The sequence below is a fragment of the Variovorax sp. OK212 genome, from assembly GCF_900112425.1.
GTDB lineage: Bacteria > Pseudomonadota > Gammaproteobacteria > Burkholderiales > Burkholderiaceae_C > Variovorax.
Genome location: NZ_FOLP01000007.1, coordinates 96,470 through 113,252 on the forward strand (window position 1 = coordinate 96,470; position 16,783 = coordinate 113,252).

At 70.4% G+C, this 16,783-nt stretch carries 14 protein-coding genes; 5 read left to right on the forward strand and 9 right to left on the reverse strand.

The window, feature by feature from the left end; genetic code table 11:
• Nucleotides 1-179: 179 nt before the first annotated feature.
• Nucleotides 180-1,898 carry a hypothetical protein gene (locus BM004_RS21315; RefSeq protein ID WP_093216496.1) on the reverse strand — a complete coding sequence of 573 codons (1,719 nt, stop codon included), beginning with the start codon at nt 1,896-1,898 and terminating at the stop codon, nt 180-182.
• Nucleotides 1,895-5,137, reverse strand: a complete 3,243-nt coding sequence (locus BM004_RS21320; protein WP_143072465.1) for a HEAT repeat domain-containing protein — start codon at nt 5,135-5,137, stop codon at nt 1,895-1,897. The genes BM004_RS21315 and BM004_RS21320 overlap by 4 nt, the downstream gene beginning before the upstream one ends.
• Before the next feature lie 192 nt (nt 5,138-5,329).
• Between BM004_RS21320 and BM004_RS41475 the strand changes: the two genes are divergently transcribed.
• Complete coding sequence (locus BM004_RS41475) at nt 5,330-6,421, forward strand: hypothetical protein (protein WP_093216501.1); 1,092 nt, start codon at nt 5,330-5,332, stop codon at nt 6,419-6,421.
• Nucleotides 6,422-6,547: 126 nt separating this feature from the next.
• Nucleotides 6,548-7,276: an NAD-dependent epimerase/dehydratase family protein gene (locus BM004_RS21330; RefSeq protein WP_093216503.1), complete on the forward strand. Its 729-nt coding sequence runs from the start codon at nt 6,548-6,550 to the stop codon at nt 7,274-7,276.
• A 51-nt stretch (nt 7,277-7,327) separates the two neighbouring features.
• Here the strand turns inward: BM004_RS21330 and BM004_RS21335 are convergent, their stop codons facing one another.
• Nucleotides 7,328-8,056 carry a DUF6882 domain-containing protein gene (locus tag BM004_RS21335; RefSeq protein ID WP_143072466.1) on the reverse strand — a complete coding sequence of 243 codons (729 nt, stop codon included), beginning with the start codon at nt 8,054-8,056 and terminating at the stop codon, nt 7,328-7,330.
• Nucleotides 8,057-8,135: 79 nt separating this feature from the next.
• Nucleotides 8,136-8,492: a DUF2845 domain-containing protein gene (locus BM004_RS21340; RefSeq protein WP_093132137.1), complete on the reverse strand. Its 357-nt coding sequence runs from the start codon at nt 8,490-8,492 to the stop codon at nt 8,136-8,138.
• Nucleotides 8,493-8,688: 196 nt separating this feature from the next.
• Here BM004_RS21340 and BM004_RS21345 point away from each other — a divergent pair, with 196 nt between their 5' ends.
• Nucleotides 8,689-10,440: a carboxylesterase/lipase family protein gene (locus BM004_RS21345; protein WP_093216509.1), complete on the forward strand. Its 1,752-nt coding sequence runs from the start codon at nt 8,689-8,691 to the stop codon at nt 10,438-10,440.
• Nucleotides 10,441-10,495: 55 nt separating this feature from the next.
• Here BM004_RS21345 and BM004_RS21350 read toward each other — a convergent pair whose 3' ends face one another.
• The 5 genes from BM004_RS21350 to BM004_RS21370 all read right to left on the reverse strand — a co-directional run bounded on the left by BM004_RS21350 (nt 10,496) and on the right by BM004_RS21370 (nt 14,956).
• Nucleotides 10,496-11,128 carry a response regulator gene (locus BM004_RS21350; RefSeq protein WP_093132142.1) on the reverse strand — a complete coding sequence of 211 codons (633 nt, stop codon included), beginning with the start codon at nt 11,126-11,128 and terminating at the stop codon, nt 10,496-10,498.
• Nucleotides 11,129-11,146: 18 nt separating this feature from the next.
• On the reverse strand, nt 11,147-12,199 hold the full coding sequence (locus BM004_RS21355) for a sensor histidine kinase (RefSeq protein WP_093216511.1): 1,053 nt from the start codon (nt 12,197-12,199) through the stop codon (nt 11,147-11,149).
• Nucleotides 12,200-12,320: 121 nt separating this feature from the next.
• Nucleotides 12,321-12,875, reverse strand: a complete 555-nt coding sequence (locus BM004_RS21360) for a M23 family metallopeptidase (protein WP_093216512.1) — start codon at nt 12,873-12,875, stop codon at nt 12,321-12,323.
• Nucleotides 12,876-12,886: 11 nt separating this feature from the next.
• Nucleotides 12,887-13,945 (reverse strand): L,D-transpeptidase family protein, encoded by a 1,059-nt coding sequence (locus BM004_RS21365; RefSeq protein WP_093216515.1) that lies wholly within the window; start codon nt 13,943-13,945, stop codon nt 12,887-12,889.
• Between the two features lie 135 nt (nt 13,946-14,080).
• Nucleotides 14,081-14,956, reverse strand: coding sequence for a LysR family transcriptional regulator (locus tag BM004_RS21370; RefSeq protein WP_093132270.1), 876 nt, complete (start codon nt 14,954-14,956; stop codon nt 14,081-14,083).
• A gap of 89 nt (nt 14,957-15,045) precedes the next feature.
• Between BM004_RS21370 and BM004_RS21375 the strand changes: the two genes are divergently transcribed.
• Together BM004_RS21375 and BM004_RS21380 are read left to right on the forward strand one after the other, a co-directional pair.
• A complete protein-coding gene (locus tag BM004_RS21375) occupies nt 15,046-16,263 on the forward strand; it encodes a CaiB/BaiF CoA transferase family protein (RefSeq protein ID WP_093216516.1) in 1,218 nt (405 codons plus the stop codon).
• Nucleotides 16,260-16,760 carry a MaoC family dehydratase gene (locus tag BM004_RS21380; RefSeq protein ID WP_093132152.1) on the forward strand — a complete coding sequence of 167 codons (501 nt, stop codon included), beginning with the start codon at nt 16,260-16,262 and terminating at the stop codon, nt 16,758-16,760. The genes BM004_RS21375 and BM004_RS21380 overlap by 4 nt, the downstream gene beginning before the upstream one ends.
• Nucleotides 16,761-16,783 lie beyond the last annotated feature (23 nt).

Sequence of the window (16,783 nt, forward strand, 5' to 3'; positions counted from 1 at the left end):
CCGTACACGCATGGTGACGCCGATGAGTTTCGAGGAAGCCGCACTGTTGTCGCGTCACCATGCGTGTACGGCACAGTGAAGAGACGTCCAGTGACGCTTGGGAAGTGCTGTGTGCGAGGGTGGCGATACGCCACCCGGATTGCAAGAGCCTTCCCGCTCCGTTCGCAAAAAGCAGTGTATCAGCCGATGCGTGCGGTCCTTTCCTGATCTGTCGTCGTTTTCGTTGCGGCGCCTGCCATGTCCAGCATGCCCTGCATGTCGGGCGTGGCCGCGAGGCGCAGCGCCAGCATGTGTTCGCACGGCCCCTTGGTCATGCGGTGGCGCACGAAGTGGCTGCACTGGCAGTCGCCCGAGGCCACGCGCTGGTCTGTGTCCAGCTGCAGGCCCACCAGGTACTCGCGCTCGCCCGAGGCGCCCTTGCACTTGCCGCTGAGCGCCAGGCCGCCGTCGGCGCGTGCCTGCGTCTTCACGTTGGCGATGCGGCGCGCCTGCACCAGCGCGGCGGCGGCTTCTTCCTCGGGGCTGGCGTAGCGCAGCTGGTCCATGGGCAGCGGTTCGCGGCTCAGCTCGCGCAGGCGCCACACGCCGTGCGCCAGGTCGTACACCACGCGCCCGGCCTGCACGTAGCCGCCGAGCGCGGCGTCGACCGTGAGCGTCGACAGGCCGGTGGCCGCCGCAAGCTCGGCCGTGGTTGCGCGCCAGCGCTCGCCCAGCGCCGCGAACACGCGCAGCTGGCTGTCCTGGTCGACCGTGTGGCGCGGCTGCAGCAGCTCGAAGTGGCCGTTGCGCGACCAGTCGTTGGCGGTCCAGCCCGAGAGGCCGAGCGTGAATTCCATGTCGGGCAGCTGCGCCACCCAGAAGCTCGGCATGCCCGTGCCCAGCAGGTGCACGGTGAAGCCCTGCGCCACCGGCACCAGCCGCTCCAGCTGCAGCAGCCGGCGCCGGCCCCACACGCGGATGTCGGTGTCCGACGTGGCGCTGTGCGTGGAGCGCGGGCACACCAGCTCGTGGCCCCAGGGCTCGAACAGGATGCGCACCGGCTGCCCCGGCCGCAGGATGAAGCGCAGCGAACGCGGCCCCACGCGCTCCTTGCGCCGGCGCAGCACCAGGCAGATGTTGTGCACGTCCATCGGGTGCAGCTGCAGCCGTTGCGCGGGCAGCAGCATCGCGCTGCTGACCTGCAGGAAGCCGCGCACCCAGCTGTCGGGCACGTCGATCTTCGGCTCGTGGAAGGCCGGGTCGTTGTCGCTCTGCACCTGGAAGCCGCCGGGGTCGATGGCCAGGCGCGTGGCCTTGTAGTCGCGGATCTTCTGGAACTCGTCGTACAGCGATTCGGAGTAGTCCACGTTGGTGGTGCCGAAGGCGTGGTCGCTCACGCGGTCGAAGGCCTCGTGGCTGCACGAGAACATGCCGTAGCTCGACTCGTCCTGGCTGAAGCACTCGAAGAACACGCGGTCGGGGTGCACCGTGATGACCGGGTCGAGCACGAACCACGCCTCGCGGTTGACCTTGTAGATGTGGTCGAAGTAGCGCTTCTGCGCGCCCATGAAGGGCTGCAGCACGGCCTGCTTGCGCTTGCGCAGCTCGCCCAGTTCCTCGCGGATGGGCGCCATCTGCGCCTTCAGCGAGTCGCTGCGCGCCATGAACTGCGCGAGCAGCTCGCTCTCCTGCCCGGCCAGCCATTCGAGGTAGGCGCTCTTGTCGCGCGGCTGGAAGCGCAGGTCGCCCACCACCACGTCGTGCAGCGCGGACATGCCTTCGCGAAACGGCAGGTGGCGGTTGACGTCGGCCACGAAATGCACCGGCGCGCGCAGCGTGTCGGGTGCGAACTGCAGCGCGGTGCTGCCGGCCGTGTGCTGCGCGCCGGAGTGGCCGAAGTAGCGGTACTGGAATCTCATGCGGCGTTGCCTCCGGCGGGTGCCGATGTGGCTGGGGGTGCCGATGCCGATGCCGCTGCGGGTGCGCGGCGCGGCGCCACGCTGCGCACCGGCGCGGTCTGCAGCGGGTTGTCGAGATCGGGAAAGGCTTCCTGGATGCTGCGCAGCCCCGCCACGTACTGCGCGCGCTCGGTGATCGCACCGGTCACCACCTGCCGCGCGAACACGCGCGCCACGATGCGTGCGATGTCTTCTGAGTGCATCGCCTGCGCGGCCAGGAACTGCATCACGCGCGCCTTGGCCAGCCGGCCGCGGTTGGCCTGCGACAGCACGCTGAGGAAGTAGGGCTCCAGCCGCGCGAGCACCTCGGGCTTCTGCCCGGCGGCCGAGGCCAGCCAGTTGGTCACGAACAGCTGCATGCCGGGCGAGGGGTGCTGGCTCAGTTGCAGCATGTAGGTGGTGACGTCGGTCACGTCGAAGTGGGTGGTGAGCAGCTCGCGGCCCAGGCGCTGCGCGCCCGGGTCCTTGTGGTCGCACAGGCGCACCAGCAGCGAGGGCGTCCATTGCTCGGCGCCGCCTTGCGCGGCGAACCACTGGCGGGCCCAGTCGCGCGCGTCGTCCCAGCGGCTGTCGAACATGCGCAGCGCGTCGCCCAGTTGCGCCAGCGTGCGCTGCGGCTGCGCGCCGAGCTGCTCCATGGCCCAGCGGCGCGCGGCGGCGGTGTCGACCAGGCCCATGCTGGCGGTCTCCAGCACGCTGAAGCCTTGCGCATCTTGCTGCGGCAGCAGCCATGCGCCCAGGCGCTGCGCGCCCTTGCTGCGCGCCTCGAGCAGGCGCAGCGTGACGGCCGGCTCGCCCGCGCGCGTGTGCGCGGCCAGCGGGCCGCACAGCCATTGCAGCAGCGCGTCGAACACGCCCTCGGCGGCTTCGGCGCGGAACAGTTCGTCGCGCAGCATCGGCATCAGCGCGGCACCGAAAGCCGGGTGCTCGGGCAGCAGCTGCGCGAGCTTGGGCGCGACGGCCGCGCGCACGCCGGGCATCGGGCTGCTGCAGAAGGCGGCGAAGAGCGCGGGCTGCGCGACCAGCGTGGCGTCGGGCAGGGCGGTGAAAAGCCGCACGCCGGCGCCGCGCAGGCGCGCGTCGTCCGACTGCAGCAGGCGCGTGAGCACCTCCACCGGCAGGCCGTGCACCGAGGCCGGGTGCAGCAGCAGCCATTCGGCGGCCGTGGCCACCACGTCGGCGGCCGGGTGTTCGAACAGCGCGAGCAGCTCGGGCAACGGCGCCTTCGCGGCCGCGCTGCGCAGCGGGCCTTGCAGCGCCCACTGCACGTTCTCGCAGATGGCGCCGAGTTCCGGCGCCTCGGCATCGCGTGCCTCGAGCCAGGGCTGCAGCTCGACGCACAGCGCATCGAGCACCGAGAGGTTCGCCGCGGCGGCCTGCAGCAGCAGGCGCGAGGCGCGGCGCACTTCGGCATCGGCCGAGGTCAGCAGCGTCAGCAGCAGGTCGACCTGCTGGCTGTACAGGCCCGGGTCTCGCGCGATGCATTCGAGCGCGAGCGTGCGCGCCTCGGCCAGCGGCGAACCCAGCAGCGCGGGCAGCCAGGGCAAGGCCGGCGCGCCGGCCGCGATGCGTGCCTTGGCCAGCGCAAGCGCGAAGCGCGCGGTGTCGTCCCAGGGGCTGGCCAGCAGGCGCGCGACCTCGGGCGTCTCGAGGGCTTCGCAGAAGGGCTTGTTGTCCTGCAGCGCGCGCGCCGCAAAGGCATGCACCGCGGCGCAGCGGCCCTGCTGCATGAGCTGCAGCAGCGCTTGCGGATGGCGGTCCCAGCGCTCGGGCCAGGCTTCGGTGCGCTCGGTGCGCCGCTCGGGCAGCGGCGTGTGGCGGCGCCAGCGCAGGCCGCCGCGCTGGGCTTCCCATTCGGCGTCGTGGCGGTGCAGCAGCTGCATCAGCACCAGCCAGCGGCTGTAGGGGCCGGTGTGCCAGCTGCGGGGTTCCTCGGTCCAGCGCGATTCGCGTTGCTGGCCGCCGGTGCCCGCGTCGGCGTCGTCGGCCGCGAGCAGCACGCCCATGGCCAGCTGCAGCCAGCTCGGCTCGTCGGCGGTGCCCGCCATGGCGAGCCGGCGCAGGTTGCGCCACGTGCGCCGGCGCAGGTAGTCGCGCGTGCGCTGGCTGTAGGCCAGGCGGCTGTCGGGCCGCACGACTTCCTTGGCGATCTCGAGGTAGCGGCCGTTGGCCTGCGCCCAGCGCCCGCCGGCGCGGTAGGCCGCGCGCTGCGTTTCCAGGCGCTGGTGCAGCACGCCGAGCAGCACGTAGTCGCCCGCGAACTCGGCACCCTTGTAGAGCCGGCGCCAGGCACGGAAGCTGCCGGCCGCGAGCTGTAGCGTGGGCGCGATTTCCAGCAGCGCCTTGTGCGCGAGGCCGTCGGCACCCGCGCCCTGGCCCTCGAGCAGCGACAGGTCGAACAGCTGCTCGACCCACGCCGCGTACTTCAGGCCGTTCCACAGCGCCGGGTCGCCCAGGTGCTGCTGCAGCCGCGGCAGGGCCTCTTCGACGGGCAGTTCCTGCATGCCGGCCCAGGCGCGGCGCAGCGCCGCGGGCCAGTCGTCGACGATGCGTGCGGATTCGCTCGCGCGCGTGTCGGCCGGCCAGAGGTTCAGCGCCGCCCAGCGCGCGGCGCGCGTCACCACCGGCGTGCGGCCGCGCTGCGACAGCTCGCGCATCGCCTCGAACGCGCCCGCGTCGCCGCAGCGGCCGATGGCCCAGGCAATGCAGTAGTCGAGCATCGGCTCGCCGGTTTCCAGCAGCTCGACGAGCCGATGCACCGCCGCAGCCAGCCGGCGCTCGCCGATGCGCCACACCACGCGGCTCTGGCGCACCGGCGGCAACAGGCGCCAGGTGTCGGGCGCGAGGGCGGCGAGCAGCACCGCGTCGCCGGGGTGTGCCACGTGTGGTGCGGCAGGCGCGGCGGCCATGGCCATTGCGGCGGCGGACGGCAGCGGCGTGCCCTCGATCGCATAGCCCTGCGCCATGTGAGCCGCCACGGCGCGCTCGAACGCGGCGGTGGCCGGCTCCAGCGGCAGCGGGGAGGGCGTGTAGACCGTTTCCTTCCACTGCTTGCCGTCGGTGCTGATGCTCAGGTGCACCACATGCAGTGCGGGGCCCGGTGCTTCCGGCAGGGCGAACAGTTCCACGGTGCAGAAACCCGTGGCGCCGAGGGCGCCCGGCTTCATGCGGATCAATATCTCGGAGCGAATGCGCTTCACGCGGAGGCCTCCCTGCCTTCGGTTGGGTGCTTGTTTTTTTGTATCGCCGCGCATCTTAGCGGCGGTTGATGGCGGGCATGCGTGTGTAGCATCGCCGGCTCGCATCCACGCCGCATGAATGCCTCGCAGGGGTGCCCGCATTCATCCGATCGCGCGTAGAGATTCTTCTTAATCTTGTCTTCACACCCGCACATGGCGAACACGGAACAGGTCTCCCAGTCGAGCTTTCTCTACTTCACGGGCCAGGGCTCGGACAAGGTCTACCAGGTGCACCTGCGCCCCAAGGACGAAGGCTGGGTGGTCGACTACGGCAACGGCCGGCGCGGCGGCACGCTGGCCACCGGCACCAAGACCAGCAGCCCGGTCGCCTTCGAGGCCGCGCTGAAGATCTACGGGAAGGTCGTGAAGGAGAAGACCTCCAAGGGCTACACGCCCGACCAGTCCGGCGCGCTCTACACCTCGAGCGACCTGGCCGGCCGCATGAGCGGCGAGCTGCCGCAACTGCCCACGCTGATCCTCGAGGAACAGGTGGCGCGCTACTTCGACGACCCGGGCTGGGGCCTGCAGGAAAAGGCCGATGGCGAGAACCGCATCCTGCTGATCGAAGGCGAGAGCGTGCGCGGCACCAACCGCCGCGGCCTGTTCGTCGACATTCCGCAGGCCTGGGCCGGCGGCGCGCAAGTGCCCGCGGGCCGCACCGTGATTGCCGGCGAGCACGTGGGCGAAGCCTTCCTGGCCTTCGACCTGCTGGAGCTCGACGGGCAGGACCTGCGCGGCGCGCCGTTCATCGAGCGCTTCGGGCACCTGCAGAAAACCGCCGCGCGGGTGCCGTGGATGGCGGTGCTCGCGCTCGAGCTCAGCGCCGAGGGCAAGCGCAACCGCGCCGCGCAGTTGCTGGCCGTGCACGGCGAAGGCTATGTGCTGAAGGCGCTGGACGCGCCGTTCAGCGCGGGCCGCAGCACCAGCAGCCTGAAGTTCAAGTTCAACCAGAGCGCGACCTGCGAGGTGATCCGTGTCAACGCCCAGCGCTCGGTGGCCGTGGGCCTGCGCGACGAGGCGGGGACCATGATCGACCTGGGCAACGTGACCGTGCCGCCCAACGAGGTGCTGCCGCCGGCGGGCACGCTGGTCGAGGTGCGCTACCTGTACCGCTACGCGGGCGGAAAGTTCGAACAGCCGGTCTACAAGGGCCAGCGGCCCGACATGACGCCGGCCGACGCGGTGCTGTCGCAGGTCACGCGCATCAAGGACCGCAGCGCCGTGCCGGACGACGAAGAGGCCTGAAAAGCTCTGAAGGGCTCGAAGCGCGGGCCGCCGCGCATGGCCCAGTCGCCTTCGCCATTCTTGGCCCTGTCCGCGGGTCCGCCGCCGGCCTAAGCTGTCCCGCATGAACATCTTGCAGGACGAGCGATGAGTGAAATCGTGTTTTTGGCGGGCGCCACCGGCGCGGTGGGAACGGCGCTGATCCCCTTGCTGACCGGCGCGGGCTACACCGTCTACGGCAGCACGCGGCGCGCCGGCCGCGCGGCAGCGCTGGAGGCGCAGGGCGTGCACCCGGTGGTGGTCGACGTGTTCGATGCCGAGGCCTTGCGCGCCGCGCTGGTGCGCATTGCGCCGTGGGCCGTGGTGCACCAGCTCACCGACCTGCCCAGGGACCTCGACCCGGCGCGCATGGCCGAGGCGGCGGCGCTCAACGCGCGCGTGCGCACCGAAGGCACGCGCAACCTCGTGGCCGCCGCACAGGCCGCGGGTGCGAAACGGCTCATCGCGCAAAGCATCGCGTGGGCCTATGCGCCCGGCCCCAGGCCCTTCACGGAAGACCAGCCGCTCGACATCGATGCCCAAGGCCCGCGCCGCGTGAGCGTGGGGGGCGTCGCGGCGCTGGAGCAGGCCGTGCTCGGCGCGCAAGGCCTGGTGGGCACGGTGCTGCGCTATGGGCAGCTCTACGGGCCGGGCACGTCGACGGCCGAGCCCAAGGGCGCGATGCCGCTGCATGTCGAGGCGGCGGCGCGGGCGGCGTTGCTCGCGTTGCAGCACACGACGGGCGGTGTCTTCAACATCGCCGAAGACAGCGCGGAAGTCAGCAGCGAGAAGGCCAAGCGTGCCTGGCGCTGGGCCGCCAACGCATCGCGGCCCTGAACCTGCACCGGCGCCGGTCTCAGGCGAATGCGCCGGGGGCTTGGTTGCGGGTCATTTCCAGAACTGCCACCGCGGCTTCTTCGGCACGGCCGGCTCGTTCGCTGGCGTCACGGCCGGCGTCAGCTTGCCGGCGATGTTCGAAATGCGGCCGAGTTCGTCGAAGCTGATGTCGACATGCCCTTCGCCCGCTCTCGTGGCGCGGATGGCACCCGTGCCGGTCGCGGTCGCGGCGAACCCCTGCTGTTCGAAGAAGCCCGTCACCAACCGGCGATGGTCGATCTCGAACTGCGAAATCACTTCCATCAGCACCGTGCCGACGCGCGCCAGCGGCACGGGCGCCAGCACCTGCGCGGGCACGTCGTCGAGGAGCATGAAGAGCGCGCCGCCGTCGTAGGGTGCGCGGTAGTAACAGCGCCGGCCCTCGAGGCCGCTGCAGGTCATGGCGATCATGTGATCGGTGACCGTGCCCAGCGGGACCGTCGCCTCGGTGAAGGCGGCGATGCCCTCGGTCTCGCCGCGCTGCCGCATGCGCACGGCCGCCTCGGTGTACTGCGGCGGAATATTGCTTTGCGCATTGGCCCAGATCCAGAGCCACGTGCCGGGCTCGAAGGCATGCGAGCCCAGCAATTGGACGCGGTATTCCAGGTCGTCGCCGAAGCGCAGCAAGCCCTTCTGGATGTCGAGGCCCCAGGCGCGCTCACCGATCACATCGCCCAAGGCCATTTGCCTGGCGAGCGAGGAAGCCGCGTGGTCCGCAAAGTGGTCCTGCAATGTGCTCATGTCGATCTTTCCCTGATATCGGTTTTTTCGTGGTGCGGCACGGTGCGGCGCGGTGCGGCGCGTGGCGGCGCGCGGCGGCCTACCGCACCTTCTCCCCGTCGCGCACCGACTCCACCGCCCCGTTGAAGAACCGCACGATGCCCAGGAAGTTCCCTTCGCCGCGGTCGTACGTCCAGTCTTCCATCGGCACGCATTGCTGCGTGACCACCTGCTGTGGCGGGCCGCCCGGGTACTGCGAAGGTATCCACACGACCTGCGGGCGCGGCACGCAGACGAAGTCTCGCGACACCGGTTCGCCGCATCTCTGCACCACCGAGAACCTGGAGTCGCCCACGCCCGAGAGCCGGCCGCCGCAGCTCAGCGACTGGGCCGACGCGCCGGCGCCGAACGTGGCGGCGGCCAGCAGCAGGAGGGCGCTTGTAGCGAAGGTGTGCATGGGCGGGCGTTGCTTCGTGAACAGTTCACGACTTTAGCCGGGCGCGCGTTCATGGCCCTTGCCGGCCCCCGTGTCAATCGGAGAATTCTTGCCCGCCCCCTGCGATGACACCGAGCCCGCCGGGCGCCTGCAGTCCGCAAAATCCTGCGATGACCCGTGCCCCAGAGCCCGAGGCATTCACCAGGAGACAAACAACATGAATTCCCTGCACCAGTGGCTGCGCGTGCTGCGCGGCGTGGCCTTGTGGGCCCTTGCGGCTTCCACGCTCTGTGCCTTCCCCGCACTTGCCGCCTACAACCAGAGCCTCACGCGCACGCTCGACGCCGGCCAGATCTACGGCAAGGCCGCCGCCAACAACACGCAGGCCTTCCTCGGCATTCCGTTCGCGCAGCCGCCGGTGGGCAACCTGCGCTGGCGCGCGCCGCAGCCGCCCACGCCGTGGAGCGGCTCGCGCGCGGCCACCACGCTGGCCGGCATGTGCGCGCAGGTCGGCAACCCCTTCGGCGAGCCCGACCCCGCCACCTTCGGCCTGCCCGTGGGCAGCGAAGACTGCCTGTACCTCAACGTGTGGCGGCCGAACTCCAGCGCCGACAACCTGCCGGTGTTCTTCTGGATCCACGGCGGCAGCAACACCAAGGGCTCGGCCAAGGACCCGACCTACGACGGCGCCTACCTCGCGCAGAAGGCCAACATGGTGGTAGTGACCGTGCAGTACCGCATGGGCATGCTCGGCTGGCTCAACCATCCGGCGCTGAAGACCGGCAACGCGCTGGACGACTCGGGCAACTTCACCACGCTGGACCTGATGCGCGCGCTCGACTGGGTCAAGGCCAACGCGCGTGCCTTCGGCGGCAACCCGCAGCAGGTGACGGTGGCGGGCCAGTCGGCCGGCTGCATCAACACCTGGGGCCTGCTGCAGTCGCCGCTGGCCGAGGGCAAGTTCCACCGCGCGGTGTGCATGTCGGGCATTCCCAATGCGTACCCGCCGGTGGTGGGCACGCTGGCGGCCGAGTCGCTCATCGACAACCTGCTGGTCGACACCGGCCGCGCCTCCACGCTGGCGCAGGCGGGCGCGCAGCGCGCCGGCATGAGCCAGGGCGACACCGCCGCGCTGCTGCGCAACGCCAGCGCCGCGCAGATCATGAAGTTCACGCCCAGCCCCGTGGTGCCCGGCCACTTCACCGACGGCACCGTGATCCGCGCGGCCGGGCTGCCGGGGCTGCTGCTGGGCAACTACAACAAGATGCCGCTGATGATCGGCTCCACGCACGACGAGGGCTCGTACTTCGCGTTCCTCTTCGGCATGGGCCAGCCCACGCAGCAGGAGTTCTGGAACCTCGGCAACTTCGCGCCGCCCGGCACCGTGACCTTCGACCAGCTCATCAAGCCCGAGTGGCGCCCGGTGTACACGCAGACGCACGAGGTGCTGACCTATGCCATCGACAACGTGATCGACAACGTCATTCGCGTGCTGCGGCTGCAGAACGGCGACATCTACCGCTACAACTACAACTGGGACGACACGCCGCAGCCCTGGAAGGACACCTTCGGCGCGTTCCACGCCATCGACGTGGCCGCGTTGTTCGGCAACTTCGTGACCGACCAGCCCAACTTCATGCGCTTTGCCTGGAGCCCGGCGAACGCCACCAGCCGCAAGGCGCTGTCGGACAAGTTCATCGACTACACGGCCAGCTTCGCGCGCTACGGCGCACCGAGCCGGCTGTTCGACGGCAAGACGCCGTGGAACAACTGGACCAACTTCGTCTGCCTGCTGTGCAGCAAGCGGATGGTGTTCGACAACCAGTCGACCATGTCGCCCGACGACTACCTGTTCTTCTGGCCGCGCTACACGCTGCTGTCGCCGCAGCAGCGCGACTTCGTGCTCCAGCAGGTCGACTTCAACGCGCTGCCCGAGTCGGTCGACCCGCTGCGCAGCGGGCCGCGCTGAACACACCGCCGCCGTTCACCGTCCACCGTGCGGCGGGCGGCATCGAACAACCCGGCTATTGCACCAGGCCGTGGCGCACCGCGTAGAGCACCAGCTCGGCGGTGCTCGCCACGCCCAGCTTGTCGAGGATGTGGGTGCGGTGCGTGCTCACGGTCTTCACGCTGATCAGCATCTCCTCGCCGATCACGGTGAGCGACAGGCCCTTGAGCATCATCAGCATGATCTGGTGCTCGCGCACCGTGAGGCGCTGGTGCGCGGGGCGGTCGTCGCGGCCTTCGAGCTGGCCGCTCACCAGCGGCGCGGCGCGCGCGCTCAGGTACTGGCCGCCGCCGGCCACGCGGCGAATGGCGCGCACCAGTTCGGCCGGCTCCGCGTCCTTGGCGATGTAGCCGCGCGCGCCGCCCTGGATGGCGACCAGCGCGTACTGCTCCTCGGCGTACATCGACAGCATCAGCACCGGCAGCGCGGGCTGCACCGCACGGATCGACGCCAGCACCTCCAGGCCGTTGCGGCCTTCCATGTTGATGTCGAGCAGCACGACGTCGAAGCGCCGGTGGCGCACGTGCTCCAGCGCGTCCGCGCCGTTGGCGGCCTCGGCCGCGGTGCGGATGTCGGCCTCGTCGAGCAGCAGGCGCTGCAGGCCCGAGCGGAAGATGGTGTGGTCGTCGACCATGAGGATGTCGATCATTCGGCTTCCTTCGATGGCCTACAGCAGCGGCGCGCGCAGGCTCAGGCGGGTGCCCTGGCCCGGCGCCGAAGCGATGTGCAGCTCGCCGCCGATCTCGCGCGCCCGCTCGCTCATGCTCAGCAGCCCGAGCGCGCTGCCGCCGGGCGCGGCGGTGTCGAAGCCGCAACCGTCGTCGTGCAGCGCCAGGTGCAGCTGTTCGTTCGCCACCCGCAGCGTGACGGCCACGTGGCGTGCCTTCGAATGGCGCGACACGTTGGTCAGGCCCTCCTGGAAGATCCGGTACACGGCCATCGTGCGCCGCGGCAACAGGCGCAGCGTGTCCGCTTGCGCGTCGAGGCTGTGCGGCACGCCCGAGCGCCGCGTGAATTCGCGCAGCTCGTTGGCCAGCGCCACCGACAGGTCGAGATGGTCGAGCGCGCTGGGGCGCAGCGCCTCGGAGATCTGCTTGACGGTGTCGATGGTCTGCTGCGTGAGCGCGATCAGGCCTTGCGTGAGCGCCTGCATCTCGGGGCTTTCGGCGCGGCGCTGGATGCGGGTCGCGTCCATCTTGATCGAGGTGAGCATGCCGCCCAGCACGTCGTGCACGTCGCGCGCCATGGCCAGGCGCTGCTCCTCGAGCTTGTTGGCGGTGTAGGCGGCCAGCGCCTGCAGCTGTTCGCGCGAGCGGCGCAGCTCTTCTTCGTTGCGCACGCGGTCGGTCACGTCCACGCCCACGCCCATCACCGCCGGCCGGCCGCGGTAGGTGATGCGCGAGCCGTGCACCTCCACCAGCCGCACGCCGCCGTCGCGGTGCATGCCGCGCGTGATGAAGTGCATGCTCGGCGGCGAACTCGCGAGCCGGTCGCGGATGCGCGAGCGCACCACCTCCAGGAAGTCGGGCGGCACGATCTGCGCGAGTGACATGCCCGTGACCTCTTCGGCCGTGTAGCCCGCAATGCCGGCCCAGGTGGCGTTGCTGTAGACGAAGCGGTCGTCCTGGATCACGTAGATGCCCGCGACCATCTGCTCCACGAGGGTGTGGAAGGAGAGGTCGGGCAGGCTGCTGCGTTCGGGATCGGTGAGGTCGGTCACGTCTGTCGCAAGGCGCGCGTAGCGAGGGGCGTGGGCATGATAGGGCGGCGCTGCGCGCCTGCGGCGGCCGGTTGCGGGTTTGCGAGCAGCGGGCTTGTCTGGAGGGGAGGGCGGAAGATTCCTATGGCCGCGCGTCGGGCAGTCGCCGCAGCGCCGGGTAGGGGTTGATCGCAAGGCCTTGCCACCAGTGCTTTTCCGGCCCCAGAACGAACACGGCGAAGTGAAGGTGCGGCGCATCCGCGCTCGCGTTGCCCGTGCTGCCGACATAGCCGATGAGGTCGCCCCGCTTCAACGCCATGCCCTCGCGAATGCCTTCTGCGTACCGGTCGAGGTGCGCGTAGTAGTAGGCCAGCCGGCCCGAGGGGTCGAACTGGTAGACCGTGATGCCGCCGGGCACGCTGTTGAACAGCTTGACCAGCGTGCCGTCGTCGGCCGCGCGCACCGGCGTGCCGCGCGGCGCCATGATGTCGAGCGCTTCATGCGGCCCGCCTGCACGGCCGTCGGCGAAGGTGTCGCGCAGCGCCTGCGGGCGCACGCCGTCGACGGGCATGGCGAGCGGGCGGGCATCGAGCAGTGCCGTTGCGTCTTGCGTTCCCGCCGGCTGGGCCATGGCGCACGAGGCCGACACGACCAGGCCGAACGCGCAGCCCGCCAGCCTGAGCATGGCAGCGTGCATGGCCCGCGCGCTCAGGCCTTCACCTCGACCGCGAACCCCGGCTTGGCCAGTTGGGCCACGCGCGCGGCGTTCCAGTTGGTCAGGTGGATACAGCCATTGGTTTCCTCGTGGCCCACGCGGTCCGGCGCCGGCGTCCCGTGGATGCCCCAGTGCGGCTTCGACAGGCCCATCCAGATGTCGCCCACCGGGTTGTTCGGGCCCGCCGCCACGTCGACCTTCTGCGCATTCGCCGGCACGCCCTTTTTCAGAAGGGCGGGGTTGTAGGTGAAGGTGGGGTTCTTCACCTCGCTGGTGATCTTCATCTTGCCGAGCGGCAACGGGTCGAGCGGCCCGCCGATGCTGATCGGAAAGCCGGCCAGCGGCTTGCCCGCGCGGTCGAGCACGAAGAGCATGTGGTTGCCCTTGTCGATCTCGATCGACTTGGCCGCCGAGACCACGCCGGCGTCGGCGCCGGTCGTGGCGTTGACCACGACGATGGTGTCGCCGGCGGTGAAGCCCGAGCCCTTGTTCAGGTCCTTGAGCAGGCGCGGCGACATGTGGTTGCGCTCGGCCAGGGCTTCGTGGATGTTCTCGTAGTCGAGCGACTTGAGCTTGGCGCGTTCGGCCATGTCCTTCGGCGTGGCGGTGAACGGGCCCGCCGCGTCTTTCTCGGTGATGGTGTAGGCCACGAACAGCGGGGCGCTGTCTTTTGTCAGCGCGTCCCAGGTTGTCGCGTCGACCTTGCCCGTGGTCGCGATGCCGCTGGCTTCCTGGAAGGCCGTGACCACGCGGCGCATGTTGGCGCCGAAGCCACCGTCGATCTCGCCAGGGGAGAACCAGGCGCGGTCGAGCAGGATCTGCGCGCGGACCACCGCCGCGCCGCGCGTGCCTTGGGCGAGCGTCGGGGTGCTCTTGGCGGCCTCGAGCTTCTCGATGCTGGCGCTGGCGGATGTGGATGTGGATGCGGAAGCGGAAGCGGGAGCGGGAGCGGAAGCAGACCGGGCAGCCCATGCGGCCCAGGGCGTCAGCAAGGCGGCCGTTGCGGCCGAGCTCGACAGGAAGAACCGGCGGGAAAGCGTGGAATGCGGCATGTGGTCTCGATGGGAAGAAGTCCAAGCTTCAACCTAGCCACGCGGCGCCCGTCGCCTTGTAGTCTGGCGCCGGCTCGCGGCTTAGGTTCACACCCCATGGTTCGCGGGCCCGAGTGGCCGTCTTCAGGGGCGCTTCTAGATGCACTCCTGGAAGCGCTGCGCAGCCGAGGTCTGCCCGCCGGGCGGCAGCGCGAGCGCGATGCCGATGGCCGTCTGCGCGCCCGGCCCTGACAGTTTCTTGAAGACGATGTTGCGCGCCACATGCCGCGCCGCGACCGAGGGCACCAGCGCCACGCCCAGGCCGCTCTCGACCAGGCTGATGAGCGTCTGCACCTGCACCGCCTCCTGCTGCACGTTGGGAATGAAGCCCGCCTGCTGGCAGGCCAGCAGCGCCGCGGCGTGCAGGCCCGGCACCTCCATGGCGCCGTACATCACGAAGATCTCGTCGGCCAGGTCGGCCAGCGTGAGCCGCCGGCGCCGCGCCAGCGGATGGTCGACCGACAGCGCCGCCATGAACACGTCGCGCTCCGCCGGAAAGATGCGCGCCTTGCAGGCCCGCCCGATGGGGAAGCGCACGAGGCCCACGTCGACGTCGCCGTTCTCCACCATGCCGACGATGCGCGCGGTGGTCGACTCGGCCAGCTGCAGGTGCACGCCCGGGTACCGCGCGCGAAAGCTCGGCAGCACGCGCGGCATCAGCGCATAGGTGGCCGAGCCCACGAAGCCCACGCGCAGCGTGCCCGCCTCGCCGCGCGACGCCGCCTGCGCCGCCAGTGCGAACTGCTCGCTGTGGAACACGGCACGCCGCGCGTTCTCCAGCGCCGCCGCGCCGGCCGGCGTGAGCTCGGTGCCTCGCCGGTTGCGCAGGAACAGCGGCACGCCCACCTGCTCCTCGAGCCGCCGTATCGAGGCCGACAGCGGCGGCTGCGCCATGTGCAGCCGCTCGGCCGCGCGGTGGAAGTTGAGCGTCTCGGCCAGGGCGATGAAGTGGCGAAGTTGGCGTGTGTCCATGATCTCCAAAAGGTATCACAGGGCGGGAATTTGATATTGGACGGCAGCGCTGCACTTTTTCAGAATGGGCGCCAGGAGACAACCAGACGATGCTTCCCCTACAGGGTGTGAAAGTGCTCGACCTCTCGAGCGTGGTGTTCGGACCGTTGGCGAGCCAGACGCTCGCCGACTACGGTGCCGAGGTGATCAAGATCGAGCCGCCCGAGGGCGACTCCACCCGCCACACCGGTCCGGCCGCCGAGGCCGGCATGTCGGCCGTGTTCCTGGGCAGCAACCACAGCAAGAAGAGCGTGGTGCTCGACCTCAAGCGCCCGGCCGCGCGCGATGCGCTGATGGCGCTGCTGGCCGACGCCGACGTGTTCATGCACAGCATGCGGCCGCAGAAGCTCGCGCCCCTGGGCATCGACCCCGAGACGCTCACCGAGCGCTTTCCGCGGCTGGTGTATGCCGGCCTGCACGGCTTCGCGCAGGGCGGGCCGTATGCGGGGCGGCCGGCTTACGACGACGTGATCCAGGGCATGTCGGGCCTGTCCGCGCTCATGGAGCAGCAAGGCGGCGAGGCGCGCTACCTGCCCACCATCGCGGCCGACAAGACCTGTGCGCTGGTCGGCGCGCAGGCCATTCTTGCGGCGCTGTTCCAGCGCGAGCGCACGGGGCGCGGCTGCTTCGTGGAAATTCCGATGTTCGAGACCATGGTGGCCTTCAACCTCGTGGAGCACCTGTATGGCCGGCACTTCGAGCCGCCGCTGGCCGCCGCCGGCTACCCGCGCGTGCTCACGCCGTGGCGCCGCCCGTGGCGCACGGCCGACGGGCACATCTGCATGATGCCGTACACCACGCAGCACTGGCAGCGCTTCTTTAACGAGGTGGGCGAGCCGGCCATGGCGAGCGACCCGCGCTTCGCCGACATGGCGGCGCGCACGCGGCACATCGGCGAGCTGCTGGAGCTGGCCGGGCGCTTCGTGGCGCGCGGCACCACCGCGCAGTGGCTGGCCACCTGCGAACGGCTGGAGATTCCGGCCGCGCCTATCAGCCGGCTCGACGACCTGCCCGACGACCCGCACCTGGTGGCAACCGGCTTCTTCACCGAGCTCGACGACGCCCGCATGGGCACCGTGCGCTTCCCCGGCGTGCCCGTGAAGTTCAACGGCAGGCGTGCGCCGGTCGGCATGCCGCCGCGCCTGGGCGAGCACACGCGCCAGAGCCTCGAGGCCGCGGGCCTGTCGGCTGCGCAGGTCGAACAGCTGATCACCGACGGCGCCGCGCGCGCTCCTTCTTTCAACGCCACCCCGGAACCGACACGATGAACGCACCCGCAGACCGCTCGCCCGAATTCGCCACGCTGCCCCGCCTGGGGCAGGGCTTCGTCTGGCAGGACCTGGCCGTGGGCCAGCGCCTGCGCACCTTCCGCCGCACCGTCACCGAGACCGACCTCGTCAACTTCATCGGCGTGACCGGCATGCTCGAGGCGATCTTCATCGACGCTGGCTACGAAGGCAGCGCCATCGCCGGCCGGCCGGTGCCCGCCGCGCTCACCTACACGCTGATCGAAGGCTTCATCCTGCAGACCATGATCCAGGGCACCGGGCTCGCCATGCTGGAGCTGGTGCAGAAGATCCACGCGCCGGTGCGGGTGGGCGACAGCATCGAGGCCGTGGTCGAGGTGACCGGCATCCGCCCGACCTCGAAGGGCGGCCGCGCCATCGTCGATTCGCGCATCGAGGTGTTCAACCAGCACGGGCGCTGCGTCATGCACTACGACGCGCGCCGCCTGCTCGCGGGCCGCGCGGACACGGCTTCCTGATTCCGGGAACCGCGGACGAATTT